This is a genomic window from Solibacillus sp. FSL K6-1554, assembly GCF_038005185.1.
Classification (GTDB): Bacteria; Bacillota; Bacilli; order Bacillales_A; family Planococcaceae; genus Solibacillus; species Solibacillus silvestris.
Window position 1 is genome coordinate 1,756,416 of record NZ_JBBOSS010000001.1, and the last position, 26,364, is coordinate 1,782,779.

Consider the following 26,364-nt stretch of genomic DNA (forward strand, 5'->3'; position numbering starts at 1 on the left):
TGGTACTTTTTCTTAGTCAATTTCAAAATTAGCAGTATAATAATAGGTAACTTAAAAAGAAAGGTGTCTTTTTATGACGAATGCGAAGACTTCACAAACATGGGTGCTTACTTTATTTGCACTGGGCGTATTTATGGCGGCACTTGACAATGGAATCATCAGTGCAGCTCTCACTACGATCAACAGCTCATTCAATGTTGAAGCAAACTGGGGAGCTTGGGGTGTCACGTTGTATACTCTTGGCTTGGCAATCAGTGTCCCGATTGTCGGGAAACTCTCGGACCGTTATGGACGTAAAAAACTGTTTATTGTTGAAATTGCGTTGTTTGGTCTTGGATCTCTGCTCGTTGCACTTAGCCCGAACTTTACGTTTTATTTAATTTCTCGCTTTATCCAGGCAATGGGCGGCGGCGGTATTTTTATTATCGGTACTTCATATGTCGTGAGTACACTGCCAGCAGAAAAGCAAGGGAAAGCACTAGGATTGCTTGGCGGGATGAACGGGGTTGCCGCAGTGTTAGGTCCGAATATCGGAAGTATCATTTTGGATCTCACAGGTAGCTGGCATTGGCTGTTTTTAATCAATGTGCCGATCGCAATTTTTCTTGTGATCATGGGTTTTCTCAAACTGGAAGAAACGAAAGACGCAGCACCTGGCAAGCTCGATATGACCGGTACTGTACTGCTTTCCATTGCAATTTTAGGAATTATGTACGGACTGACTAATATTGAGGGCATCAACTTTTTCAGCTCGTTAATCGAACCAACCGTATATCCTTATTTACTAGCTGGAATTATTGTTCTTGTTATCCTTTATTTCTATGAAACTCGTCTTGAGCGTCGTGGAGGAGACCCGATTTTACCGGTAGCGTTAATGCGTCAGCCTACTTATTTACTGACATTGCTGCTAGGTCTTCTATCTGGTGCAATGCTTGCTGCGATGATTTTCATTCCGGCCTTTTCAGAACAAGTATTGGGTATTAAATCCGAACATGCGGGTTACTGGATGACACCACTTGCACTAGCTGCAGGTATTGGGGCAGCGGTTGGCGGTATTCTAGTCGATAAACGTGGCCCGGTATTAGCTGTTCTGTTTTCCGGTCTCGTTGCTGCTATTGGCTTTTTCCTGTTCCCGACATGGATTGATGCAAAATGGCAGTTCGTCATTGCATCTGTAATTGGCGGTGTCGGCATGGGTGTTCTTCTAGGAGCACCACTGAACATTTTGGCAACCGAAAAACTCGAAGCAAATAAAGGGACGGCATTAGCGTCACTCTCATTAATTCGAACAATCGGGATGACGATTGCGCCGACAATTTATGCAGGATTTATCGCGCGCGGATTCAGCGAAATCCCATCACTGTTTAAAAACGATTTCCAAGGAATTTTACAGCAAAATGTACAACAGGCAAATTTATCGGAACAGGCAACTGCAGAACTTGCTCAAGTGGGCAGTCAGTTCGCTGCGGGCGGTCAGTTTTCCGAGGAACAAATGATGACGGTCGTTCAAAATATCCAGGATCCGACGTTAAAAGAAGTCATTTTGAATTCTGTTAATGAAGTAACGGTAATGGCAGCGCAAAACGGCTATGGCGGACTATTTTACTCGGCAGTCATAATTGCCATTTGTATTTTTGCATTAGGACTGATTTTAAAACCGATTCGAAAAAAATCATTGGAAATATAAAAAAGTGTTTTAGGTTGAACGATTTGGGGTAATTTATCATTAGACTCATGCAAAGCTTGTGTGGGTGTGAAGTCTCTCCCCCAATAGTAGACTTACAAAAAGTGTCCTTTTGCGCATAAAAGGGCATTTTTTGTTGTCTAAAAGCGGTGCGTTTATTTTCCGGTAGGCTCAAATTAGAATAATCACAATGTTTTGCGTTATAATTAGCAGCAACAGCATGAAACTTTTCATGAAAATTTACGTAAATACTAGTAATACATAGAATGGGGGAATCGTACATGGCTGAAAATCCATTATTTGAAGATTTAAATAAACGTGCTGAGCAAGAGCCGGCACCAACAACTGATATGATCGAACAACCACAAAAACAACTCGTTTCGCAACAGGAGCTTTCTCAAATCCGCCAGCGTCAGGAACAGTTAAAACAACAGCCGCAAGTTCAACAGCTTGCAGAAAAAATAGACGTGAAAAATCAAATTGCCGTTCTCGAATTCGGTAAAGAAACGGCTCAGGGTATTTCAACATTTTCAGACCGTATGCTCGCAACGATTAAACAGAGCAACCTGGAAAAGTCGACAACATTACTCAACAATCTAAATAAAATTATGGACCGTTTTGATCCTCAGGATTTCCAGGAAGAGCAGAAAAAAGGCTTCCTGAAAAAACTGTTTTCAAAAAGCAAAGAGCAGTTGGAGCGCATTTTATCCAAATACGATACGATGAATAAAGAAGTCGATGTCGTTTATAACGAAATTCAGAAGTACGAAGTGGAAATGAAACGAAATACCGTGCAGCTGGAACAAATGTATGATGAGAACCTCAACTACTTCCATACTTTAAGCGAGCACATTGCGGCAATCGATATTAAAGTAAACGATTTGCGGCAGCAATTGCCAGCATTATCGGCAAAAGCGGATTCCGGTGACCATGAAGCGATCATGGAGCTTGAAACGGTTACTCGCGGAATCGAGTTACTGGAGCAACGAGGTTATGATCTTGAAATGGCTCAGCAAGTATCATTCCAGTCGGCACCGCAAATTCGTTTAATGCAGCAAGGCAACAACCATTTAATCGGGAAAATTAACTCCGCATTCGTGACGACAATTCCAATTTTCAAACAAGGTCTGATCCATGCCGTAACAATGCAGCGACAAAAGCTTGTTTCCGATTCGATGGCTGAACTGGACCGTCGAACAAATGAAATGCTTGTACGAAACGCGGAAAATGTGCGACAAAATTCGGTGAACATTGCGCGTCAGGCAGGCAGTCCGAGCATCAAAGTCGAAACGATCGAAACAACGTGGAAAACGATAATTTCCGGCATTGAAGAAACAAAACAAATTCAGGCAGAAACAGTGCGCAATCGGGAAGAAGGACGTAAGCGTATTGAACAATTGCAGCTTGAGTATGAGAAATTAAAAAGTATGTAATAAAATAATGCAGGCATCGAGTATCTTTTGCTCGATGCCTTTTATCATTTTTTGGAACGCTGACTTGTTTTTTGAAGATGTGAATCTTTTATTATACTCAATAATAGGAGGGCTGGGGGCAGCTATCTAATGTGGTATACACCTATTATCCGATAAATATATATTCAAAAATACGGATTAACATACAATTTAAAAGCTTGTTATATTAAGCATATAAGCCGTCTAAAATTTCTTTCTGGTGATTAATTAGGGGTGAATTTGGTGAAATTGGGTAAATAACATTAAAAGAAGATTTACACAAGTATTGCCAAGAGGGAAAGGAAGACAACGATGGAAAAGAACTTAATGAAAATCGACGAATTTCTTAAAATGCCGAAAAGTGTTATACGCAGAGCAAATGAACGGGACGTATTGAGTATAAAGAATGAATTGCTTATTTTAATGAATGAAAAAAGCGATTTGTATGATAAAGCGCATATTCGAAAATTAATTAATGAAATCCAATTTTTAAATGTGTTTGTTGTAAAGGATGATTTTGATAAAACCGTATTTTCCTACGAACCTCCAAAGTACGCATCACCCCGTGTAACGATTAAAGAAAGTGGCTGGATTGAGCTAATCAAATAATAAGTACTATTTTCCCAACAATGGAATCATGATAAAATTTTATTATGAATAGAACGTTGGAAGAAGGTAGTATTTGTGGAACGTCTGAAAGGCATAGCGATGATTATAGTAGGCTCGATATTTTGGGGGGCTACCGGTCCGATGATGGAATGGCTCCTGCAACAAACAGCCATGACCGCCGAATTTATGCTTGCTGTAAGGTTAATGATTGCAGGCATTTTAATACTTGGCATTGCAGCTATGCAGAAAAAATCGATATTCTCGATTTGGAAAAACCGGAACTATTCGGTACAATTACTTATTTTCAGTGTGATAGGAATGGTAGGTTTACAATTTACGTTTGTAAAATCGATTGAAGTGAGCAATGCGATTATTGCAACACTGTTGCAGTTTTTGGCGCCAATCTTCATCGTTATCTATACATCGGTCGTTGGGAAGGTTCTTCCTCCACGCAGTCAACTGATCGGTATTTTCGGTACGCTCGTCGGGCTGTTTCTATTGCTGACAAATGGCTCTGTTTCAGGGTTGCTTGTGAGCAATGAAGCGCTTGTTTGGGGACTGCTGTTAGGATTTACGTATGCATTTTATACATTGTATCCTGCTCGGCTAATGGCTGAAGTAGGGGTCATCATCATTATTGGCTGGGGTATGATCATAGGCGGGCTTATGTTCTCGGTAGCGGGTCAGCTTTGGAAAACAGAACAATGGCTGTTGTTGCTGGATCCGGTAAACGTATTTCTTATTATTGCTACGGGTATTTTTGGATCCTTCGCCTATATTTTATTTTTAACAAGCCTGAAATACATATCTCCAGTTGAAACGAGTATTTTATCGAGTTTCGAACCGTTGACGGCAATGGTGATTTCCGTTGTCTGGCTCGGTGCAACTTTGTATAGCTGGCAATATGTCGGTATTTTATTAATGCTTGTTTTTGTTGTCTATTTATCAATTGCCGGGAGCAAAAAAGCAACACTTCGAATGTCTAAGTGAATGTCACTTAGGCATTTTTGGGTATAGAAAACGAAGGAGGCGTTGTTATGGAAGCATTCGATTTTTTTATATTGCATGAAAAGGATATTAAAGACGATATTAAACGCTTAGTATTAGCTGATTCCCCATCACAGAATAAAGAGTTGCTTGATCTGTGCAAAGATGTGATCCAATCGATGTTTTATGACTATTTTCATGTGAAAGCTACGGAATATGCGATGGAGCATAACGGCAATCATCTCCGTTTTGAAATGGGCGAAGGGACCGAACAGATATTAATGATTGGTCATTATGATACCGTTTGGGATCAGGGAGCTTTGTCATACCGGGAAGAAGAAGATAAAATTTTTGGTCCTGGTATTCTGGATATGAAATCAGGTCTCGTCAGTGCTATTTGGTTTTTTAAATATGTTCAAAAAATGAATCTGCCTTTGAAGCGGCGGGTTGTTTTTTTCCTGAACAGCGATGAAGAAATTGGAAGCCCTACATCCAGAGCGCTAATCGAAGAAGAAGCAAAAAAGTCTGTGGCGGCTTTTATATTGGAGCCTGCTGTTACTGTTTCGGGTGAACTGAAAATTGCGCGGAAAGGGACATCCAGGTATTTGCTGAATATTCGAGGACTAGCATCGCATGCTGGCAATAATCCGCGGGATGGTGTCAGTGCAATTACGGAAGCAGCAAGACAAATCCTGAATATTGATGCACTGAACGATTACGAAAAAGGGACAACGCTGAATGTCGGTATGATCCAGGGCGGCGGTAAACTGAATGTCGTACCTGATGAAGCGCACGTAGGAGTCGATGTCCGATCGGTTACTCGCACAGAGCAGGAACGTATCGACGATTATTTCGAAGAGCTTAAGCCATATGATCAACGTACGAAAATTGAAATTGATGGCGGGATTAACCGGCCGCCGATGGAACGTGATGAAGACAGTGAAGAACTGTTCGAAATTGCGCAGGAAGAAGCGGAGGAGCTTGGTTTTGATGTGGAAGAAGCATCAGTCGGCGGTGCAAGTGACGGCAATTTCACATCGTTATACACGCCGACATTGGATGGCCTTGGACTAGTAGGGGACGGCATTCATGCAGAACATGAGCATATTGTAAAAGATCATATCATTGAACGTTTCGCGCTTTTGACGAATACATTGCTGGAAGTTGTAAATGAGATTGAGATGGAGGGAAATCAGGATGACGGCTGAAACACTGGCTCACTTGATGAAACAATCGAACCGTACAGTAGTGCTGACAGGTGCCGGAATGTCCACCGAATCGGGCATACCGGATTTTCGCTCGTCAACAGGCCTATGGCGAAATATCAATCCACGTATTGTTGCTTCGACAGAAAGCCTGCAAAAGAACTATGAACAATTCCGCGAGTTTTACCAGACACGAATGAATTCATTGAACAACTGCAAACCCCATGAAGGACATCTTATTTTAGCGGACTTTGAAAAGCGTGGACTTGTTTCGCTTATTGCGACCCAAAATGTCGACCAGCTTCATCAGCAGGCCGGAAGTAAAAATGTAGCGGAACTGCATGGGAATATTGTAACAATCCGCTGCCAAAAATGCGGCAAGCCACATGCAAAAGAGCAATTTTTGAATAACAGTATTTGTACGTATTGTTCGGGAAAATTACGCCCGAATGTGGTGCTGTTTGGAGAAACATTGCCATCCGAGGCATGGGATCGCACGTTACATGAAATACACCAGGCAGACCTTGTCATTGTGATCGGCACAAGTTTGGAAGTCTACCCTGTCAACCAGTTGCCGAGCATGTCGAAAGGAAAGCTCGTCTACATCAACCGGGAGCAAACGTCCACCAGTCTACACTATTCGTTTGATTTAGTCTTGGAAGGATCGGCAGGGAAAATTTTAGCGGATGTTTATCAAGAGTTGGGGGATTTCGAAAAGTAATAACAAAGCCTGTAATGATACTACTATAGGCTAAATAGTATAATAAAATAAAACCAGACGAGACCTTATATTTAGAGGATTTGAGTTTGATTATATATAATCAAACTTTTATTTGAATATAAAAATACATCTATTAAAGAAATAATAGATGTATTTTTTATTCTGGTATTTTAATAAAAATTGTTAAAAAACCTGTATGGAATGCATTTTTCTTATTCCACAATCGGGCCAAATTGTGATGAAGAATACGCAGCTCCCTTGTTATAATTTACTTATATGATTAAGGAGGGAATAGAAATGGGCATAAAATTAGCAACGGAAAATTTTGATCTATCCTTTTATGTTTTATTCGTAGATGAATATCCTCCTAAATATGCCTTGGTTTAAGTTTATTTAAATTAAAAATCTACATCTTGAGGTATTTTTAAAAACGTAATTTCTTCACTATTCACCCAATGGTATACTTCTATTTTGAGAATAGTGCCTAGGTTTCCGTCAAATATCCTCAATACGTATAAGCTTTCCGTTCGGTTTTATAATATGGAGTTATATCTTGTTTATGCCAACCTCTATCTGTAAGTCGGTTAAATAGATTCTCGTCTAAACAGTTAATATCCTTACATGTATACCAATCAAAATCGTTTTCAGTAGCAATTTTCAGAAATCCGCTCTCAGAATTCTCTTCCTCTAAAAAACTAATAACCCCTTTTGAAGTGAGTAACTCGAATGGTGGAGATGGATAATGCCAATAATTACTGAAAAAAAAATCCAAATAAATATTAATAAAGCAATAGCTAAAAGAAGTGCTTTTCTGTCTTCAATTATTTTTAATTTCTTTTGCAATAGTGCATCCTCCTGTTCTATGTCATACCTTTTGATAAGAAATATGCTATTTAAGTTATTATGCAAAAAAGCTCTGCAAGTATAAACGCAGCTACTTTAATCTATCTGCATAAAAAAATGTATAAACATAGTTACATTAAAAAAAGACAAACACTGCTACATCAACGTTTGTCTTTTAATGGGAGATTCCAATCTTTGATATGGGAACATTCTTCGGTATAAAGTTGTATAACAAGTTAAACTGGCAAGCCCCAAATTATATCAACTGCTAAAAAAATGCACCCAAAGCGGGGAGTGAAGTGACCCCCAAAAGTTAGACACGGTTATTTTAGGCAGCTTGGGTAAATTGAGTTCGGTATTGTATCGGACTCAATTTAAATTTTGCCTTAATCCGTTTGGTGTTGTAATAATTTATATATTCTTTAAGTTCCTCTTTAAAATGCTTGATGCTTTCAAATTCTTTTAAGTAAAGAAATTCTGATTTTAGTATCCCAAAGAAATTCTCCATCACTGAATTATCGTAACAGTTGCCCTTTCGTGACATACTTTGCACAATGCCTCTCGATTGAAGCGTATGGCGATATTGCTTCATTTGATAATGCCAGCCCTGATCCGAATGCATTAATAGCTGGTGGTCTTCTGGTAAGCGTTCTAACGCCTTTTCTAACATCTCTGAAACCAATGAATAAGTAGGTCTAGAGCCAATTGTATAGGTGATAATTTCTCCGTTAAACAGGTCTAAAACAGGCGATAAATAAAGCTTCTCGCCAAATAATTTAAACTCTGTAATATCAGTTGTCCACTTTTCATTTGGTACTACTACTGTAAAATTGCGGTCTAAAATATTTGGGGCGATTTCACCAACCGTCCCTTTATACGATTTATATTTTTTCATGCGTACTAAGCACTTTAATCCTAGCTCTTTCATGATACGCTGAACCTTTTTATGATTCACTTTTTGCCCAAGATTCGCTAGCTCATCACGAATGCGACGGTAACCATAACGGCCTTCGTGTTCGTCGTAAATCGCTTGAATATCGGCTTTTAAATCAGCGTCTGGATCTGGTCGATTCATCTTCTTCACTAGATTATAGTACGTGCTGCGTTTGATTTCTGCGAATGCCACAAGCGCCTTCACCGAGTATTTATGCCTTAATTCGTAGATGACCTTTACTTTGTCTTCTTTGGTGATTTTTCCTTGGCTTGAACTAAGGCATTCAACTTTTTTAAATACTCGTTTTCCATTTCAAGCTGCTGAATACGCGCTTGAAGTGCTTCTGTAGAGCCTTCTGCTAGTACGTTTTTATGTTGTTTAGTCGATTCTTTTTTCATGGATTGACGCCCCTTTTTCTTTGGCTGAAGGGCATCCTCTCCTAAAGTTTCGAATTGTTTTTTCCAATTCTGTATCGATGAAGCACCTGCAATATTAAAGATTGCAGCTGTTTCATTAAAGGACGTACCTTGTTCAGTCATATAGTTAAGTACGTCTAGTTTAAACGCTTTTGTATAGTTTGTATATCGTCTGACAAAAACTTCTACACCATTGTGCTGATATTGTTTCACTAAGCCTAATAAATAACGATGTGAAATACCAAAATCCGCAGCGACAGATCTAGAGCTTTCCTTGCCATTTACATATCGTTGAACCGCTGCTAATTTATCTTCTGGGCTCATTTTAGCCATAGAAAAACCGCACCTCCTTGTTAGATGTGTCTAACAAATGGGGTGCAGTTCACGTTTTGGTAACATTTTCTTTGCTTAACATTGTAAATGTATAAATCTGATGCCACCCTTATTCCACAAACGGGCGCTTTCCTTGGAGAAGGAAAGCCCTTTTTTGCGTAAAAAGGCCATGTATCTTTAAATATACGTTTAAATCCCGTAATGAATCATATATTTATTTTCATTTTTTGCTTGCATTATTTTTTTGACCAGTTCATTTAAATCTAATTGGAAGTCAAAATTAGCTATTATTCAGATATCTAAAGGACTCTCTACTCGTGTAACTTTATTTGCACCAGGAAATATATTTAATGATTTAATTAAATTTTACGTGGATAATGCAATTTATTATGAGAAGACAAAAGAATATAAAATGGTTGAATAAATGGAGTAACTATTTTCAATATCTGTCTAAGAGGTTATTACCTTTACTGTTGCACGAAACATGTTTATACAAGGAGTAGGTGAACAATTTTGTAATCTGATTTATACGATATAAATATAAATGAAAAGTTGATTAGTATAAAATCGAACCTAGATTTCGTTGAATAATGATTTTTATAAACGGTCACAATTCTTGAAAAGGAATTGTGCCTTTTTTAATTGAGTGAGACCTTAGAATAGAGCTTTTGATCCTTTGCTTTGCTTTTCAGAACAAATCCTTTGTGATTTAGTTGGCGTTTATAGAATTAAATAGGCAAAGTGTATTTTTGATGGAAAATAGACAACCGACTAAGATATCGGCCAACATCAACCTAATTTTTAAAAAAGATAGGGTGAGATTGTACTTGGAAGAATAAAAAGTTCTTCAAAAAATAAAGTAAGCGAATTTTAAATCTTTTTCATGTATTTAATAGTTAAACTATATAAGAGGGAAATTGTAAATGTTCGGGAGGTGGGATTGGTGGAGGATAAAAAGCTTATGAGGCAAATAAAGCAAGGGAATAGTCATGCACTCGACATACTAATCAGGAAATACTACAACGATATTTACAGCTATTGTTTTAGGAGAACAACAAACGCTACTGTTGCTGCCGACTTAACGCAAGAAGTGTTTTTAAAGCTTTCAAAGTACATACATAACTATGTTCATAAAGGTAAATTTCGAAATTACCTTTTCATTATAGCAAGAAACATATGCAATGATTATTACACAAAAAGGGGAACGGTTGTTGAAGATATAGATTTATTGGATATTCCAGACCATGATAGTAATTTCAATAGATTAGAACGATCTGAGATTATCCTAAAAGCATTGGATAGTTTGCCTGATATTCAAAAAGATGTGATTATCCTTCGTTTTTATCAAGATATGAAAGTAAAGGAAATTTCCGAAATTACAGGAGCTTCTATAGCCACTACAAAATCAAGGTTAAAACAAGGGTTGGATAAGTTGAAAAAAAATTTAAGTAAGGGGGATGTATTTTGAACAATAAAAAAATAAAAGATATTTTAAAAAACTATGAGAATCTGGAAGCACCTGATTCAATAATAGATAAAACGGTACAGCTTGCCAAACAGGAATTTGAAAAAACGCCAATTCGCTACAAAATGCCCTTTAGAGAATTATTTATAGGGCAGATAAAATACATTTCGCCTTATATATGGTTCGTTCAAGCTATATTCCTTTTATTCATTGTATTTTCCGTGGCACTCTCAACACACGGTATTAATGATCATCAAACCATTATGACGATACTATCTGTATCAGCTCCGATTATTGCCTTAGTTGCGATACCTGAGCTTGCCAAAAGTTTTAGCCATAATATGTGGGAAATTGAATCGACAAGCAAATTTAACCTACAAAAATTAATTGCCATACGTCTAATGATCCTAGGTGTATTTAACTTATTGATCATAACAGGATTGGTCGTCTTTACGAGCACTTTTTATGAAATTAATTTTGTGAATGCTGTGCTGTATTTATTCGTACCCTATAATTTCACAAACAGTATTTATCTTTTTTTACTTAGAAAACATCGTGGGAAACGGGTTGTGATTGGTTGTTTAATAACGGGATTAATGATTGCTAGTGCGCTTGGAATCCTTTCTACGTTGAACTTTTGGTATGTACTGACATCAACATTTATATGGATTGTTTTATTGGCCTTTTCAATAGGGTCTTTAGTTTACGAACTGATTAAGTTATTTAAAGGACTGCGAAGTGGGGGAGAAATGTTATGGAACTATCAATAAATCACATTTCTAAAAACTATGGGAACAAGACTGTTGTTAACGCTTTTTCAATAGAACTTGACTCTGGGATTTATGGATTACTGGGTGCAAATGGGGCGGGAAAGACAACCCTAATGAAGTTAATTACCGGCATATTAAAACCGACAGTTGGCCAAATAAAATACAATGGAACCGAAATAAATAAGCTTGGTGAAGATTACCGTGACATATTGGGGTACCTCCCTCAAAATTTCGGCTATTATCCTCATTTTAAAGCAATCGATTTTCTTATGTATATCGCTTCCTTAAAAGGAATACCACATTTTAAGGCGAAGCAAAAAAGTTTAGAATTGCTGGATTTAGTAGGACTAGATCAGGAAAGAGATAAAAAAATAAAGACTTTTTCGGGTGGAATGCGGCAGCGCTTGGGTATTGCTCAAGCAATGTTAAATGATCCCAAAATCTTAATATTGGATGAACCGACTGCAGGGCTTGACCCAAAGGAGAGAGTTCGTTTCAGAAATCTCATTAGTTCGGTTAGCAAGGATCGAATTATTATTTTATCCACTCATATCGTTTCTGATGTGGAATATATCGCAGACGAAATCATTGTGATGAAGGCAGGGGAACTTTTACTTAAGGGAAGCGTAAAGCAAGTTACACATAGTATTGCTGGCTATGTATGGGAGGGCACAGTAACAAAAGAGGAAGCTATTAAACTAGAACGAAAGTACACTGTCAGCAATTTAAAACATGATAAGGATATGGTCTATATTAGAATTGTCTCTGAAAAAAGGCCCTTTGAACATGCAATAAATACTGTGCCGAATCTTGAAGACCTGTATCTTCATTATTTTAGGAAGGAGACATGAAATGAAAGGACTAATTTCGTTTGAGTTAAAAAAAATCATTCGAAAGCGCAGTACGGTTTTAATAATCATTGCAGCATTATTCATATGTCTATCTTCAATTTTCTTAGGCGCAATGACTGAAACGTCTTATATTAACGAGACGGAAAAGTTAAGAGGGTTTCAGGCGATTGAAAATGAAAAAAATCTCCAAGGACAGGTAAGGGGCTACCTCACTGAAGATTATATTAAACAAATAAATATTGAAGCTAATCAAAATAACCCTAAATATTGGGGTGTTTTACCAGCTATTGGTGTACAAGAAGTTAGAATTCCTAACATAATATCGGACTTAAATTCAGGTAACCTGAATGGAATATATGACCATATACTAAAAGGACCTTCAACAGATCAGCCAAGACCTGTTGGTACAAATAATGAAGTAAAACAATTAACTAATATGTACGAAAAGGTTCGAGGACCTTTCTATTTCGATTATTACGATGGCTGGGAAAGGATAAGTACAAGTTTTTCAATATCGATAGCGTTAGTTGTAAGTGCAATTATTGTTATCTGTTTATCGCCTATATTTTCAGAGGAATATAGCCAAAAAACTGATGCAATCATTTTAACAACAAAATATGGAAAAAATAAAGTAATCATGGCAAAGCTAATGAGTTCATTTATGTTTACAATCGCCATCTATATATTATTTGTAACAGTAAATTTAATTTTTCATGCGGTAATTTACGGATTGGATGGGGGAAATGCTAATATACAGATTCATGGCTGGTATTATCAATCTCCATATCATTTCACTTTTTTAAAATTAACTCTGTTTTCCATGGGTTTAAGTTTGATCGGTCTGTTATTTATCGCAGCGATCACTTTGTTCATATCTTCTAAAGCAAAAAGTCCATTTATAACAGTTATTTTATCTGCTGCAGCCCTGTACATTCCGAAAGTAGATGTATCAGAAATTTCTCATACTGCAGATATTGTACTTAATTTGTTTCCTATTAATATAATGAATGCTACAGAACATTTTGAAATCGGTGTATTCTATAATCTATTCGGTTTCTCTATACTGCAACCCATCATGATGATTTTTACTGCTGCTATCATATCTACCCTGCTAATTGTTTTTACGTATAAGACTTTTAAGAATCACCAGGTCTAATTATTTTAAGTAATCAGATATCCCTCGTAGAACTTTTAGATTTTCTTTTTAGAAATAGTAATATAATAGTAACAGGTGAGAGGTCCTACCAACCCCTAGCCGTTTCAAGAAGTTAACAACAACTTTGAGGTGAGGTTAGGAGGAAAAAGGCTAGTACAAATGCAAAAAGGCACGTGAAGACCGTCAGATAGCTCTTTGATGAATAGAAGATATAATCTTATTAAATATTTAAAGGGCTAAATTTAATTAAGCACAGGCGTATAAAAGGGGAATTATGAAAATCTTTAAAAAAATAATTAAGTACCTTAACAAAATGAAAAACCTTAATATTTGGGGAGATGAAGATGAGGAAGATCTAAATTATAGTTATAATAATCGTGTTCAAAATCCGTATGGCGTGATAGGGCTTTTGCTTAGTGGAATCGGCTTCATTTTCCCACAATTAGGTCTATCAATAATTACGCTCGTTTTTTGTATAGTAACCTATTTTACTTTTGATAAGGAAAAAGAAGATAATCCTTGGTTTTTTTATATTGGTATCCTAATTTCATTGGCAGGATTAATGATGTTTATTACAAATGCAACCCACTTAGTTTAATTTTAAATTACAGTCTTTAAAAATATAACTGGTGTAAATTTTAAAATTCGATTTACGTTTATTTCACTACTGCTGCTGCAATTGCATTACAAAATGAAAATCTAGAATAAAATTGAGACTATATAAATAAAAAACCAACTGTTTTGAACAACTTTGTTTCAAAACAGTTGGTTTTTTCTGGATATAATCAGCTTTTGCAACTTATTATTAATCGAACTTTAATAAAAAATCTATACTAAATAACCCTTTGCTATTTCAGCCCAAAAGTATGTTTGCTGTTTACCATGAGGGACTTTCCCCACTTGAAAAGTCCAAGCAAGATTGATAAAATTTATTTCTATCAATCATAATAAGTTATATATGTTATTTTATGAACTGCTCTTGCAGTTCTCCAGGTAACATTTAAGATGCTATTGGCTGTTCTTGCAGCCTGTGGCATCTTTTTTATTTCACCCTAATCCCCCTCAATTTACTTCTAGCCTATCCGATGTCATTTGAGTAGCTTTTTAACCACGTATAATATTAGCCTAGAACGCCCATTAAATGTTGAAATTGTGCATCGATAAAACAGGTGGAATTGGCAAGTAAGTTTTAACTTAGATTCAATGGAAAGTAAAACTTATACTTTAAATGAGAATATTTATGATTGGGAACTTACTACCTTACCAATTAATAATCCATTTACTGCATTATTAAAAGGAATGAAGTTTGAAAACTAAAATAGTTACAGTACTACTTTTTGTCAAAAATTGCAAAAAATTCTTTAAAAATATAGATGCTAAATTTAAACAGATTGTATTAATATCAAAAGTAGAAAAAATCCTGCTGCTAAATTGAAAGAGCCGAAATTAGGTAAAAGAATTCCTAAGTTTCTCTCAGAAATAGAGATTGAACATCTAAGGGAAGCTTGCCGAACAACGATGGAAAATGCGCTATTTGAGTTTATGTATTCAACCGGCTGTCGTATTGGAGAGGTAGTAAAATTAGATCGTCATGATATTGATTTTCGAACAAATTCCGTCATTGTACAAGGGAAAGGTGATAAAGAAAGAGAAGTATACTTTAATACGCGATGCTCCATTTGGTTAAAAAGATATTTAGATGAACGGGAAGATGATGATCCTTGTTTATTTATTACGGACCGGAAACCTAAAAGGCGTATGAGCATAGATAATTTGAGATATATTATTAAGCGCGTATCAAATCGGGCTGGAATAAAAAAGTGTATACATCCGCATCAATTACGACACAGCTATGCGACACATATGATTAATAACGGCGCGCCAATCGATGTCATCCAAAGTCTACTTGGGCACGAAAAGAGTGAGACGACAAAGATTTATGCTCAGTTAAGTGGAAAACTAAGACAGGATTATTACAGTAAATATTTTTGAAAATGAACTATAAGCAATTTTAGACACGCAATGTATAAAATTGCGTGTCCTTCTGTTATAGGGCCAGATTGTTGAGTAAGGGGTAAATACTTATATATAAAGCAATTCAGATTGTGAAGGATTACACTTAAACTAACGCAACATTTTAGCTGAACACGAAGTATTTTGGATACTTATGGTAAAGTGTAATTTAAGGTGGGATTGAAATGGTGAATTTATTATTACTCTTTGGGTTAATTGTATTAGTATTAGTTAGCTTATTAAGCCCCAAAAATAAAATGAACTCCACTAAAAAGAAATTGTATCTTTTAAGTCTTATTTCAACTGTAATTTTTGCACTCATACCTACAATTGGTTATCAAGTCGATGGTAACGGGAATCATTTCTTTGGTTTTCCTGCTGAGGGTTTTGTATATCGTGGTGGATGGGTTTTTACCTTTAGTTCTTTGGGATTATTGTTTAATTTTTTTCTGTTTTATTGGTTTTTTAAGCTATTACTATGTCTATGGAGAGTGTTGACTGTACGAGTAAAGAAGTAATTTTAGACTAATATTTGTAAATCGCCTTATTAAGCTAACGGGTGCTTTAGTTTAAGAACGGTATTCCACAAACGGGCGCGATTCTTCAATAAGAAGATCGCGTTTTTCAGTTAAAGGACCATATTTAACATAAAGAAACAATAGTATTTAGATAATATGAAACAAATAAGAATTTTTATTCGTATATTAGTTACTATATACTTTGAGGCGGTGTTGTAAGTGGATTGGATAACTATAATAATAACTTTGCTTATACCATACGGTATTATCATTTGGATTTATTTAAATCCCAAAGAAAGCTTATTGATGGGAAGGCGAGGAATATACAAGGAAGAACCTGAAATAACTGAAAGTGCAATTAGAAATATGAAAGCAAAAGCTTTAATCACTATAATCGTCTATCCTATAGTTAATATTATATTTTTTGTTTATATGTTCAGCTTGTGAAAATATATACCTTACTTCAACAATCGGGCGCAATTCTGTAATAAGAATTGGGTTTTCCTCTTTTTTAAGACCCTTTTATGGGTAGTGAAATACCTATTTATCGCTCTACATATTGGGGATGTATGGTAGAATTTAAATAATTGTTAGTAAAGGAGGCGGTATATATTATGAAATTCACGAACAAATTAAACGGGGTGAATCAATTTTAAGGGATAAGCGTATAAATCCCCTATAAACTACGTGGTTCCTAAAATCCGGAGGTATATAAGTGATTATTAGAAACTATAGAGTTACTGATGAAACTGGTTGGGTAAGATGCCGAACACTTGCATTTTTACAGACAGCTTATTTTGATAATGTACTAAATTAGAAAGAACATTATCAAAATCCGGCAATTGAGCTAGTCGCAGAATTAGATGGTCAAATTGTTGGGCTTATTGATGTAGAGTTTGAAAAGAAGAAAGAACAGTTTGCTCCAGAGGAGAAGGATTAGGTGGAATGATTTGGCACATTGCTGTTCATCCAGATTTTTCTCGACGAGGAATAGGACAACAACTACTCTATGCTGCCGAAACTATAGCAAAAGAAATGAATATTAATCGTTTTGAGGCGTGGACAAGAGATGATCTTTGGGTTCAAAAATGGTATGAAAAAATGAAATTTAAAATGGTTGATTCCTATTACCACGTTTATTTTGAGGGAAGCGAAATGAAACATAAAATTCAAAGTAACATACCTAATCTCTATTTAGTTAACACTTTCACTCATTACGTTGGAAACGATATTGACCAATTTAAAAGTAATAACCGTGTTCACAAATGTGTTTGTTTTGAAAGATCATTTTAATAAATATTAAGATTCGAAAGAGATATATCTTATACTATTCAACAATCTGGCGTGTTTCTTCAATATGAAGATCGCGTTTTTCCGTTATAGGGCCATATTGTGGAATAACACTGCAAAGATAAATGCAGCTATTTGTATATGCTATCTGTATAAAAAGTTTATAAATAAAGTTACTATAAAATAAAGAAACAAACGCAGTTACATCAACGTTTGTTTCTTTTTTACGTTCCAAAATCTTAGTTAGGAATGTTATTTTGTATTCATTTGTATAGTTATCTCATAGATGCAATAAGCACATACTTTATTCGAAATAGGTGAAAATACAACTAAATGGTTTGAAAAGAGGTGTATTGAAAGAATGAAAAAGATGTTTTTAATTATTATATTATTTTTAACTGTAATTATTTCTTTTCAATCAGCAACAGTTTCTTCAGGTGAACCAATAGAAGACTCTGAAGAGCTTCAATTACAAGATATGTTAATGCTAATGCTTACTCCTTATATTCAAAAAGATTTAAATAGCTATTATCATCCTAAAATTCTAAAGGATTTTTCACCTCAAGTCACTCCGTGGAAGATTGAGATAATTGAAATAAAAAGAGTAAATGGTTTCCGTGGCTTCCAATTGCAAATTACATTTGATATAGAGCCTACTGATGGAGGGCAATGGAATCCAATAGGGAAAGACAGAATGACCTATGAAATTTCTTATGGACCTGAAGTTAAATTAATAAATCACACACACTTAAAAACATATAAGTACCCTCCAGAATGAAACAAGTTCTCAAAGCGATGTTTGGGAGTATTACTGTTCTTAACCGTATAATAGCATTCGTTATTTAACAATCTTGTCGTGATTCTTCAATAAGAAGATCGTGTTTTTCCGTTATAGGGCCAGATTGTGCAGGAAGGAATTGTAACAATTCTTAATTAGAATCGTCTAATCGATTAGTAATAAGGGGGGAAACCAATATTGAAAAGTAAATTTTCTTTATTATATTTATTTTTATTAAGTAGTATGTTGTTTGCTTGTAATTCACCTGAAAATGATGTCAAAGCAACTTTTGTAGGGATAATTGAAGAAGTTCATGAAGAAAGTGCAACTGTATCTGTAATCGAAGCAGATAGAATTTATAAAATATCAGGACTGGTAAATATCAATCTTTCTGTAAATCCAGAGGAATCTTTTCAAGTAGGAGACAAGGTAAAGGTAGGTTATGATGGTACAACAATGGAGACTTCTCCACTAGGAATAAAAACACTCACTTTGGAAAAAGTGGAATAATTTAGGAGTTTTGTTCAGCAATCGGGCGCGATTCTTCAACCTTCAATAAGAAGAGCGCGTTTTTCCGTTATAGGACCATATTATTGAACAACACTTTCAACAAGTTACACACGTACTTGCAAAGCCAATTATAATGAAATAGAGATAACATATTGTACCTATTTTTGTTAGAATTATACAAAAATACATAAATTATTGGGAGATTAATGTGAAACATAAAATAATTTTTTTTGATGTAGATGGTACCATCACAAGTTATAAAGATGGCACAATTTCTCAAAGCACGAAAACAGCGATTAAAAAGCTGTTGGACTATGGATTTAAAGTGGTACCAGCAACTGGTAGACCATTATCAATGTGTAATGAACTTGTCGAAATAGGAATAGACACATTTATTACGGCTAACGGTGCATATGTTACTCATCAAGGATCTTGTATTCACAAAATTGTATTCCCTAAAGAAACAGCTCGCCTGTTTAGCAAATTTGCATTTGAACAACAAAATGCCCTTACTTATTATTCGGATACTTTATATATGAATGAGGTACAAAGTCCAAAAATACAGCAGGCTCTCTATGAAACATTAAGACTGCAGGAATTTCCACCTATTAATGTAGAAGCACATTTGAATGAAATCTATTTGCTTTGTTTATTTGCTGATGATGTGGAAATTGAAAAGTATAAAAAAAATTTCCTACAATTCACTTTAAACGCTGGCACCCATATATTGTGAACGTACTTGAAGAAGATGTATCAAAATCCGTGGCAATTAAGGAATTACTAGATTATTTTGGACTTAAAAAGGAAGAAGCTATTGCTTTTGGAGATGGAGAAAATGATATTGATATGTTGGAACTTGTGGACTTAGGTATCGCTATGGGGAACGCAAACGAAAAATTAAAATCGACTGCTAATTTTGTTACAAAAGATTCTAGTGAGGATGGTATTGAGTGGGCTTTAAAGAAGTATGAATTAATTTGAGGTTTAATTATTATTAAAGTAACAAAAAATTTTTATTACTATTATCGATTATTCAAATTTAATTAAATAAAGGAACAGTACGTTCATATAAGGACATTCATTTTAATACTCTTCAACAATCGGGCGCTTTTCGGTAGTGACCCCTTAAAGTTAGAGTTTTTATTATGCAGCTAATTGGCTGGCATGTTTTCGGTAATTTACCGGACTCATGCCGGCCAGTTTTTGTTTAATACGAACATTATTATAATAATTGATATACTCATTTATTTTCTTCTGTAATGCTTCATAAGAGATGATTTGTTCTCCATAATACATTTCCTGTTTTAGTAAGCTAAAGAAGTTCTCCATGGCCGCGTTGTCTGCGCATGTTGCTTTCCGAGACATACTTTGAAAAATCCTGTTCTGCCTTAATGTTCTCACCCATGTATTATGTTGATAATGCCATCCTTGATCGGAATGAATTGTTGTCCTATATACTGCACGCTTTTGAATAATTGGAAGTGCTTGTCTAAGTGAATCTAACACAAAATCTAGGCTCGGCCGTTTTGACATACTAAACCCAATAATCTCACCATTATATAAATCCATGATCGGACTTAAATATAATTTTTCATCATCTGTACATTTAAATTCAGTTACGTCAGTCACCAATTTTTGAAGGGCATATGACGTTCTGAATCTACGATTCAAAAGGTTTTTAGCGACTTTACCAACTGTTCCTTTGTATGATTTATAGCGTGATTTACGTACGAATTTCACACATTTTAACCCTAGGTTTTTCATAATTCGTTGTACCTTTTTATGATTGATTGTATGTCCTTGCACTCTTAATTCCGCATGAATTCGGCGGTAGCCATATCGCCCCTTATGCTGTTCAAAAGTCTTTAAAATCAAGGCTTTCCACTCTAAATCTGGATCTTCTTGCCTCATCAGTTTGATATGATAATGATACGTTGCTTCAGGAATATCGACTTGTATTAAAATATCTTTTAATCGAAATCCTTCTTGTTTAAGTTCGAAGGCGATGGCTGCTTGGGCTTTTCGAGGAAGGCATCTGGATTCTCCCGAAAAGCCTTCAACTTTTTTAAATACGCTACCTCTAAACGAAGCAGTTCATTTTCTCGTTCTAGCTGCTCCTCACGTGACATTGTTTTTTCTTGGTTATTCACTGTTGATATTTGTTTCTTAGACATGGATGGGCGCCCCTTTGGTTTTCTTTGCAGGCCCTCTATCCCTTCTTTTAAAAACCGATGATACCAACTAGCAACTAAAGTTGGATCATTCAAGTTAAAGTGAATCGCAGTATCTTGATGGGAAGCACCTGTTCGTTTCATATAGCTTAATACATCTAATTTAAATTGAACAGAATAAAACTGCTTCGTTTTCTTAACAGATAGGCCACTACATCCAAACTCTTTATAAGCACGTACCCATTTCCTTAACGGAGTAGCACCGACACCATATTTTTTAGCTATCGCTCTATATCCCAGTGAGCCACTTAAATATTCTTGAACCACCATCAATTTAAATTCTTCATTATATTTCGTCATAAAAAATCACCCCAAAAGTTAGTTTTTACTCTAACTTTTGGGGTGCAGTACCTTCTTGAACAAGAAGAGTGCTTTATTCAATTATAGCGCCATATTGTGGAGCAACATTTATTCTTAGGAAGTCTTAGAGAAGAGGCAAATTTATACCGATAAAAGAATGGCTATACAAGTTTTTATGCAAATTAAAGATCATGCCGAGCGAGAGTATAAAAACTGTTTTAGTAACGTTTCATTGACTTGGATAAAACCCGTATTTCAACAATGTTCCAATAAAGAATCGGTAAACGCTGCTACAACAATGTTTACCGACTATTGAATCCAAACTTTAATTTTGAAACGATATTTGAATTAAATTGTATTGTTTAGATTATTTTTTTCAATTCTAATTCATCGTTTAGTGGTATTCCATCATTGCCTATTAAAGGGATTGAAGCTTTTATTTTTCGAGCTTCATTTACAGCATCTGGGATAATAGAGGTAATTCTATATCCTCTTTTTTGATAAAATCTTAATGCATTTAAATTATCATTAGTAGTGACTAAACTTACTATGTTTATTTGTTTTTGCTTCGCTACATTTTCGACCTTTTCAATTAGAACTGTCCCAATACCTTTCCCCTCTAGGATACTATCTAATGAAATGATTTCAACCTCATCACATTTGATTACATATGTAATTAAACCAACAATTTGGTGATTTTCTTCATAAATAAAACCGTCCAAATTTTCACACTTATAGATACCGGATGAAATAATCATTTCAGAACTTCCCCAATTTTCCTTGAAAAACGAAATTACTTTTTCTTTATTTTCGCTATTTATCTGTTCTATCAATTAAAATCCCTCATTTCGTATTTAATCAGAATAAAAAGTGCTTTATTCAATTATAGTACCAAATTGAAGAGTAACTCATGAAGTATCTGTTATATATTTACAAATTAATTCTCTAGTGTATAATTACACTAAATGATGCGAAATTACTCTAATTATTCAGATTTCGAGAATATTTCAGTCTGAAAATCTTTTTGAGAAGATTTAATTATTAAAAGGTTAGACAAGGTATTCATAAAAGGAGGAGAGTTACTATGAAAAATAAACTCTTAATAATTTTAATAGGAACATATTTATGGGCATTTTTAATAAATTTTATGCCTGCCTTAAAGCATCCAGATATAAATATGGGTATTTTCAATATTACTGCGACTATATTGTTTATGTTTTTTTTACTAATGTACTCTAAAAAGGGTAGCAAGTTTTTAAAGATTTTCTCTGTATTCGGTGTAATATCAGGGGTAATTGTATTTGTAATCACAACCTTTAAATCCGTTATGATTGGTAATGGTATTTTAGATGTAATAGTTTCCATACAGTATCCTTTTTACTTAATCTTTACTACACCGTTATTTGGGGGTAATCTATTATTCAATTTTGATTACGGTTCATATTCGCTATTGTTATCATTGTTCTATGCAATTGTTTTCGGAATAACAAGTTATTTCAATAAGAATGTTACAATATCTGCTTAAGGAAAATGTACTCACGGATGCCCCCCTTATTCCACAAACTGGGCGCGATTCTTCAATAAGGAGATCGCGTTTTTCCGTTATAGGGCCATATTGTTTAATAACAATCTGTTAAAGGGATATTACCAAAAGATGCTTTTGGAACTATCACTTACTATTTAACGTCTTCTAAAATATGGAATGTGGAAATTTAGGAGGTTTAAGTAGTTATGAAAAAAATGATTTATGTAATTCTAATTTTTGCTGTTCTAGGCTTAGCTGTTACTGTCTTGAAAAAAAATGGAGCTAGCCAAGACACGCTTTTAGCTAAGGAAATTGGCTCCCTTTTAGAAAATGGTGAAACACAAATTGATTTAAGTGAGCTTACCGATTTCGATTGGACTCAAGTCGCTACGTTTGGACCTTATACAACAAATGAAGTTATTGAAGAATCTATGGAAATTAAATTTAAAGGTAATAACGGGGGAATTGATATTTTAGAAGACCGTTTTTTATTAGTATTTGCTGATGAAAAATATGCCCTAAAAACAGTTATACTTTCAAGGAAATACGGTAACTACGATATAAAAGATAATAAATTTTTAATTGTTGAGCAGTAACTTTTCATTGTATATCAAATATGCAATTTACATTGCAATTGATCCCATATAAAAGTTTGGGGGCACCCATAACGATCTTCAACAATCGGGCGCGTTTATCGAGAAACGCGTCTTTTTGTATATTACATTAATCGAATAAGAAGAATGTCAATATTATCAAAAAGAACGACAAAAAGAAGAACGTAAGTTTTATAATAGTACTAACTACCACTGGAGGTGTAATATTTGAGGCCTGAACTAAATTTGGAATTGGATGTACAAGAATTTCAAAGTTTTTATTGGTTAAAAGAGGAATTACAAACTTTTTGTAGAAAGAACGGGATGAGTGCCTCGGGTTCTAAAAGTGAAATTACGGATAGAATAGCAGCATTTCTTCAAACAGGAGAAATACAAAAGCCACTGAAAAAAAGAAAGTCTCCTACAAATGAAGCAATATTTACAGATTTAAATTTAGATACAGTAATAACGGAAAATCACCGTTGTAGTCAAACTGTAAGGGCCTTCTTCAAGTCAGAAATTCCTAAATTTCATTTTTCTACTTATATTCAAAATTATTTTAGAGAAAATGTAGGAAAGACATATCGTGATGTTGTAAATGCATGGAATGAAGAGCAGGAAAGAAAAAAAGACCCGTTGTATAAGAAACAAATAGGTTCACAATTTGAATACAATCAGTTCATCCGAGACTATTTTGCAGATCCCAAAAACAAAGCGAATCATCGAGAAGATGCAATTAAAGCTTGGTATGAAATAAAAAAACTACCGGGTAGCAACAAATACAAAGGCTAAATTACATATGTTGTTATGATATAGCTATTCAACAATCGGGCGCGATTCTTCAATAAGAAGATCGCGCTTATGGGCGCTTTTCTTGAACAAAAAAGTGCTTTATTTAATTAAAATGGACTAAATTCATCATCTTTTTGACTGAAAAGTGCGTAAATGGTAAAGTGGTAATATTTCAAGGAGGTATTAGGAAATTGAAGAAAATATATACAGCAGGATTGGCGTTATTTTTATTAACTGCCTGTTCATCAGAACAAGAAAATGCTTCACCAAATGCAGAACAAAACACGAATGTACAAGACGAAACGCTTGATCTCGCAGATACTTTAACTGGTTCGTATAACGGAATTTATATCGATAAATATAATGAAAATTCCGATAAAGTTGCGGAACAAATTGCCCTTTTCGGAGAGGATTTCGAACAATTTTTAAAGATGCTGCAAGAAACGACTTTAATTAAAGAGCAATTAGAAGAATATCCTAAATCGGATGAATATTACACAATTATTGTACAAGGAGATAAGGATGTAACGAATATACATATAGAAGAAGAACATGGAGAACCAATTGTATCATTACCAACGAATGATGTTTTTCCAACAGCTCCACGTAAAGCAACAAACACTAATATTCTCGATTCCATTAAAGCATTAGAATCCGCAGAAACAGCAGAAGAATAAAGGGACGACGTGTTAGAACTTATAAAAGAAAGCACCTATCAAGTTGAAATGCCCGTAAAAGTTAGACACTTTTGATAAGGAGCGTGACAGAAACAATGGATAGATACTTAAAATTGTTTGTAGGTTTTGTTTTTATTTTTTTACTAGCTGGATGTATCGGAGAAGACTATGATTTTTCACCACCAACAGTTAATGTGTATAATCCTAATGATATTGATTCGCAACAAACTTTAGCGGAAGCCAACATAGAATGGAAGCATGAAGATCAAATTTATAATAAAGAAACAGAAGATATTAAAGCCTTAGCTGAAGAGCAAAATATTATATCCTTTAAAGCTGGCGATACAGTATCTATTAACCTAGAAGATGGTGACTTTGATCAGGATAGAATCAGTGTTTCTTTATTAAAAAATGAAGATAATATTGAATTAGAGTACAATGGAAAACAACAAACTTTCAACTTACCTATGGAAAAAGGTGAATTCATACTCGTTGTCGGCGTTGATACTAGCAGGGGAAATGCACAGTATGTAGGATATTTAGTTATTCAGTAAAGTACTACAGTGGCGTTGCTGTATAAAATTGTGCATATTCTTAACGTTGTAAATCTGCTTTTTGTATAGCTAATAAAGTCATCTAAAATTATGTTAGCCACTCTATTCAACAATCGGGCGCGATTCTTCAATAAGAAGATCGCGTTTTTCAGTTAAAGGGCCGTATATAACATAAAGAAACAATAGTATTTAGATAATATGAAACAAATAAGAATTTTTATTCGTATATTAGTTACTATATACTTTGAGGCGGTGTTGTAAGTGGATTGGATAACTATAATAATAACTTTGCTTATACCATACGGTATTATCATTTGGATTTATTTAAATCCCAAAGAAAGCTTATTGATGGGAAGGCGAGGAATATACAAGGAAGAACCTGAAATAACTGAAAGTGCAATTAGAAATATGAAAGCAAAAGCTTTAATCACTATAATCGTCTATCCTATAGTTAATATTATATTTTTTGTTTATATGTTCAGCTTGTGAAAATATATACCTTACTTCAACAATCGGGCGCGTTTCTTCAATATGAAGATCGCGTTTTTCCGTTATAGGGCCATATTGTGGAGTAACGTTTTTATTGGGGAAGTGTAAGAGAAGATTCAGATTTATACCGATAAAAGAATGGCTATACAAGTTTTTATGCAAATTAAAGATCATGCCCAGCAATTATAAAAGCTGCTTTAGTAACGTTTCATTGACTTGCATAAATCACGTATAAATAATGTTCCATAAGAAAAGCGAGAAACGTTATTAAATCAACGTTTCCCGCGTTTTGGTGTATTCCCAAATTTTGATTTGGGAACGTTATTTAGCTATGAGATGTATAAGCTATTCGTAAAATTATAGCACTATATCTATTTAAACTAAGTTTCTTTCTGGTATTTTTTATTTTGAATAGCAAAGAAAGCCCAAATCATAACTAAGGTACTAGCAGGTCCATTTCCTTCAGGGAAATTTACGTTAAATATAAACTCAACTATGTTTTTTGTAATTATAGATATTAATATTATAAGGGTCATTAATAGCAACCCGTGTAATATTAATTTGGAGAAACGTATTTGAGAGATTTTGGGGAATTTTATTATTTCCACCTCTATTCGTTTTAAAATTGGGATAATTTAATAATGCACTTTCTGTTAAATAGACATCAAG

General features: G+C 34.7%; 23 protein-coding genes and 4 pseudogenes. 22 read left to right on the top strand and 5 right to left on the bottom strand.

The window, feature by feature from the left end; all coding sequences use genetic code 11:
• Window positions 1–73 precede the first annotated feature (73 nt).
• From MHB58_RS08510 to MHB58_RS08535, 6 genes are all read left to right on the top strand, one after another.
• Window positions 74–1,687: an MFS transporter gene (locus MHB58_RS08510; RefSeq protein WP_340735037.1), complete on the top strand. Its 1,614-nt coding sequence runs from the start codon at window positions 74–76 to the stop codon at window positions 1,685–1,687.
• Between the two features lie 278 nt (window positions 1,688–1,965).
• Window positions 1,966–3,117 (top strand): toxic anion resistance protein, encoded by a 1,152-nt coding sequence (locus MHB58_RS08515; protein ID WP_008407822.1) that lies wholly within the window; start codon window positions 1,966–1,968, stop codon window positions 3,115–3,117.
• A 330-nt stretch (window positions 3,118–3,447) separates the two neighbouring features.
• On the top strand, window positions 3,448–3,744 hold the full coding sequence (locus MHB58_RS08520; RefSeq protein ID WP_008407820.1) for a hypothetical protein: 297 nt from the start codon (window positions 3,448–3,450) through the stop codon (window positions 3,742–3,744).
• A 75-nt stretch (window positions 3,745–3,819) separates the two neighbouring features.
• Window positions 3,820–4,734 carry a DMT family transporter gene (locus tag MHB58_RS08525; RefSeq protein ID WP_014824036.1) on the top strand — a complete coding sequence of 305 codons (915 nt, stop codon included), beginning with the start codon at window positions 3,820–3,822 and terminating at the stop codon, window positions 4,732–4,734.
• A 47-nt stretch (window positions 4,735–4,781) separates the two neighbouring features.
• Window positions 4,782–5,939, top strand: a complete 1,158-nt coding sequence (locus MHB58_RS08530) for a M20 family metallopeptidase (RefSeq protein ID WP_340735038.1) — start codon at window positions 4,782–4,784, stop codon at window positions 5,937–5,939.
• Window positions 5,929–6,657: an NAD-dependent protein deacylase gene (locus tag MHB58_RS08535; protein ID WP_008407816.1), complete on the top strand. Its 729-nt coding sequence runs from the start codon at window positions 5,929–5,931 to the stop codon at window positions 6,655–6,657. Before MHB58_RS08530 ends, MHB58_RS08535 begins: the two co-directional genes overlap by 11 nt.
• A 687-nt stretch (window positions 6,658–7,344) precedes the next feature.
• Here MHB58_RS08535 and MHB58_RS08540 read toward each other — a convergent pair.
• Together MHB58_RS08540 and MHB58_RS08545 are read right to left on the bottom strand one after the other, a co-directional pair.
• On the bottom strand, window positions 7,345–7,500 hold the full coding sequence (locus MHB58_RS08540) for a hypothetical protein (protein ID WP_340735039.1): 156 nt from the start codon (window positions 7,498–7,500) through the stop codon (window positions 7,345–7,347).
• A 328-nt stretch (window positions 7,501–7,828) separates the two neighbouring features.
• A protein-coding gene (locus MHB58_RS08545) for an IS3 family transposase (RefSeq protein WP_340735040.1) occupies window positions 7,829–9,183 on the bottom strand; the annotation gives its coding sequence in 2 pieces (ribosomal slippage) (window positions 7,829–8,730 and window positions 8,730–9,183; 1,356 coding nt in all).
• 943 nt (window positions 9,184–10,126) lie between these two features.
• Here MHB58_RS08545 and MHB58_RS08550 point away from each other — a divergent pair.
• The 11 genes and pseudogenes from MHB58_RS08550 (at window position 10,127) to MHB58_RS08600 (ending at window position 19,515) form a co-directional block, all read left to right on the top strand.
• On the top strand, window positions 10,127–10,651 hold the full coding sequence (locus tag MHB58_RS08550) for an RNA polymerase sigma factor (protein WP_014824017.1): 525 nt from the start codon (window positions 10,127–10,129) through the stop codon (window positions 10,649–10,651).
• The gene (locus tag MHB58_RS08555) at window positions 10,648–11,418 is read left to right on the top strand and encodes a hypothetical protein (RefSeq protein WP_014824016.1); all 771 of its coding nucleotides are present in this window, start codon (window positions 10,648–10,650) and stop codon (window positions 11,416–11,418) included. Before MHB58_RS08550 ends, MHB58_RS08555 begins: the two co-directional genes overlap by 4 nt.
• Window positions 11,403–12,269: an ABC transporter ATP-binding protein gene (locus MHB58_RS08560; RefSeq protein ID WP_014824015.1), complete on the top strand. Its 867-nt coding sequence runs from the start codon at window positions 11,403–11,405 to the stop codon at window positions 12,267–12,269. The genes MHB58_RS08555 and MHB58_RS08560 overlap by 16 nt, the downstream gene beginning before the upstream one ends.
• A gap of 1 nt (window position 12,270) precedes the next feature.
• Entirely contained in the window at window positions 12,271–13,425 is a 1,155-nt protein-coding gene (locus MHB58_RS08565; protein WP_014824014.1) for an ABC transporter permease, read from the top strand.
• Window positions 13,426–13,699: 274 nt separating this feature from the next.
• On the top strand, window positions 13,700–14,023 hold the full coding sequence (locus MHB58_RS08570; protein WP_014824013.1) for a hypothetical protein: 324 nt from the start codon (window positions 13,700–13,702) through the stop codon (window positions 14,021–14,023).
• 815 nt (window positions 14,024–14,838) lie between these two features.
• Window positions 14,839–15,417, top strand: a pseudogene (locus MHB58_RS08575) (tyrosine-type recombinase/integrase); the annotation flags it as partial.
• 206 nt (window positions 15,418–15,623) lie between these two features.
• On the top strand, window positions 15,624–15,956 hold the full coding sequence (locus MHB58_RS08580) for a hypothetical protein (protein ID WP_014824011.1): 333 nt from the start codon (window positions 15,624–15,626) through the stop codon (window positions 15,954–15,956).
• Between the two features lie 715 nt (window positions 15,957–16,671).
• Window positions 16,672–17,249 (top strand): annotated as a pseudogene (locus MHB58_RS08585) (GNAT family N-acetyltransferase).
• A 358-nt stretch (window positions 17,250–17,607) separates the two neighbouring features.
• Window positions 17,608–18,024 (top strand): DUF3888 domain-containing protein, encoded by a 417-nt coding sequence (locus tag MHB58_RS08590; RefSeq protein ID WP_340735041.1) that lies wholly within the window; start codon window positions 17,608–17,610, stop codon window positions 18,022–18,024.
• Between the two features lie 198 nt (window positions 18,025–18,222).
• Entirely contained in the window at window positions 18,223–18,534 is a 312-nt protein-coding gene (locus MHB58_RS08595) for a hypothetical protein (RefSeq protein WP_340735042.1), read from the top strand.
• Between the two features lie 208 nt (window positions 18,535–18,742).
• Window positions 18,743–19,515 (top strand): annotated as a pseudogene (locus MHB58_RS08600) (Cof-type HAD-IIB family hydrolase).
• Window positions 19,516–19,677: 162 nt separating this feature from the next.
• On the opposite strand, the pseudogene MHB58_RS08605 reads toward MHB58_RS08600, so the two are convergent.
• From MHB58_RS08605 to MHB58_RS08615, 3 genes and pseudogenes are all read right to left on the bottom strand, one after another.
• A pseudogene (locus MHB58_RS08605) lies at window positions 19,678–20,544 on the bottom strand (IS3 family transposase); the annotation flags it as partial.
• Entirely contained in the window at window positions 20,505–21,065 is a 561-nt protein-coding gene (locus MHB58_RS08610) for a helix-turn-helix domain-containing protein (RefSeq protein ID WP_014823247.1), read from the bottom strand. The pseudogene MHB58_RS08605 and the gene MHB58_RS08610, both read right to left, overlap by 40 nt.
• Before the next feature lie 362 nt (window positions 21,066–21,427).
• Window positions 21,428–21,898 carry a GNAT family N-acetyltransferase gene (locus MHB58_RS08615; RefSeq protein WP_340735043.1) on the bottom strand — a complete coding sequence of 157 codons (471 nt, stop codon included), beginning with the start codon at window positions 21,896–21,898 and terminating at the stop codon, window positions 21,428–21,430.
• 251 nt (window positions 21,899–22,149) lie between these two features.
• Here MHB58_RS08615 and MHB58_RS08620 point away from each other — a divergent pair, with 251 nt between their 5' ends.
• The 5 genes from MHB58_RS08620 (at window position 22,150) to MHB58_RS08640 (ending at window position 25,206) form a co-directional block, all read left to right on the top strand.
• Window positions 22,150–22,590, top strand: coding sequence for a hypothetical protein (locus MHB58_RS08620; RefSeq protein WP_340735044.1), 441 nt, complete (start codon window positions 22,150–22,152; stop codon window positions 22,588–22,590).
• Window positions 22,591–22,796: 206 nt separating this feature from the next.
• Window positions 22,797–23,186, top strand: a complete 390-nt coding sequence (locus tag MHB58_RS08625; protein WP_340735045.1) for a hypothetical protein — start codon at window positions 22,797–22,799, stop codon at window positions 23,184–23,186.
• A gap of 225 nt (window positions 23,187–23,411) precedes the next feature.
• Window positions 23,412–23,975 carry a DUF6434 domain-containing protein gene (locus tag MHB58_RS08630; RefSeq protein ID WP_340735046.1) on the top strand — a complete coding sequence of 188 codons (564 nt, stop codon included), beginning with the start codon at window positions 23,412–23,414 and terminating at the stop codon, window positions 23,973–23,975.
• Between the two features lie 191 nt (window positions 23,976–24,166).
• Entirely contained in the window at window positions 24,167–24,652 is a 486-nt protein-coding gene (locus MHB58_RS08635) for a hypothetical protein (RefSeq protein WP_340735047.1), read from the top strand.
• Between the two features lie 83 nt (window positions 24,653–24,735).
• Window positions 24,736–25,206 carry a hypothetical protein gene (locus MHB58_RS08640; RefSeq protein ID WP_340735048.1) on the top strand — a complete coding sequence of 157 codons (471 nt, stop codon included), beginning with the start codon at window positions 24,736–24,738 and terminating at the stop codon, window positions 25,204–25,206.
• The last annotated feature ends 1,158 nt before the right edge of the window (window positions 25,207–26,364 follow it).

What these genes read in the sequence shown, in the direction of transcription:
- MHB58_RS08560 (WP_014824015.1), top strand. Translation starts at nt 11,403, where the DNA reads ATGGAACTATCAATAAATCACATTTCTAAAAACTATGGGAACAAGACT.
- MHB58_RS08570 (WP_014824013.1), top strand. Translation starts at nt 13,700, where the DNA reads ATGAAAATCTTTAAAAAAATAATTAAGTACCTTAACAAAATGAAAAAC.
- MHB58_RS08580 (WP_014824011.1), top strand. Translation starts at nt 15,624, where the DNA reads ATGGTGAATTTATTATTACTCTTTGGGTTAATTGTATTAGTATTAGTT.
- MHB58_RS08535 (WP_008407816.1), top strand. Translation starts at nt 5,929, where the DNA reads ATGACGGCTGAAACACTGGCTCACTTGATGAAACAATCGAACCGTACA.
- MHB58_RS08510 (WP_340735037.1), top strand. Translation starts at nt 74, where the DNA reads ATGACGAATGCGAAGACTTCACAAACATGGGTGCTTACTTTATTTGCA.
- MHB58_RS08590 (WP_340735041.1), top strand. Translation starts at nt 17,608, where the DNA reads ATGAAAAAGATGTTTTTAATTATTATATTATTTTTAACTGTAATTATT.
- MHB58_RS08610 (WP_014823247.1), bottom strand. Translation starts at nt 21,065, where the DNA reads ATGACGAAATATAATGAAGAATTTAAATTGATGGTGGTTCAAGAATAT.
- MHB58_RS08620 (WP_340735044.1), top strand. Translation starts at nt 22,150, where the DNA reads ATGAAAAATAAACTCTTAATAATTTTAATAGGAACATATTTATGGGCA.
- MHB58_RS08625 (WP_340735045.1), top strand. Translation starts at nt 22,797, where the DNA reads ATGAAAAAAATGATTTATGTAATTCTAATTTTTGCTGTTCTAGGCTTA.
- MHB58_RS08520 (WP_008407820.1), top strand. Translation starts at nt 3,448, where the DNA reads ATGGAAAAGAACTTAATGAAAATCGACGAATTTCTTAAAATGCCGAAA.
- MHB58_RS08515 (WP_008407822.1), top strand. Translation starts at nt 1,966, where the DNA reads ATGGCTGAAAATCCATTATTTGAAGATTTAAATAAACGTGCTGAGCAA.
- MHB58_RS08530 (WP_340735038.1), top strand. Translation starts at nt 4,782, where the DNA reads ATGGAAGCATTCGATTTTTTTATATTGCATGAAAAGGATATTAAAGAC.
- MHB58_RS08565 (WP_014824014.1), top strand. Translation starts at nt 12,271, where the DNA reads ATGAAAGGACTAATTTCGTTTGAGTTAAAAAAAATCATTCGAAAGCGC.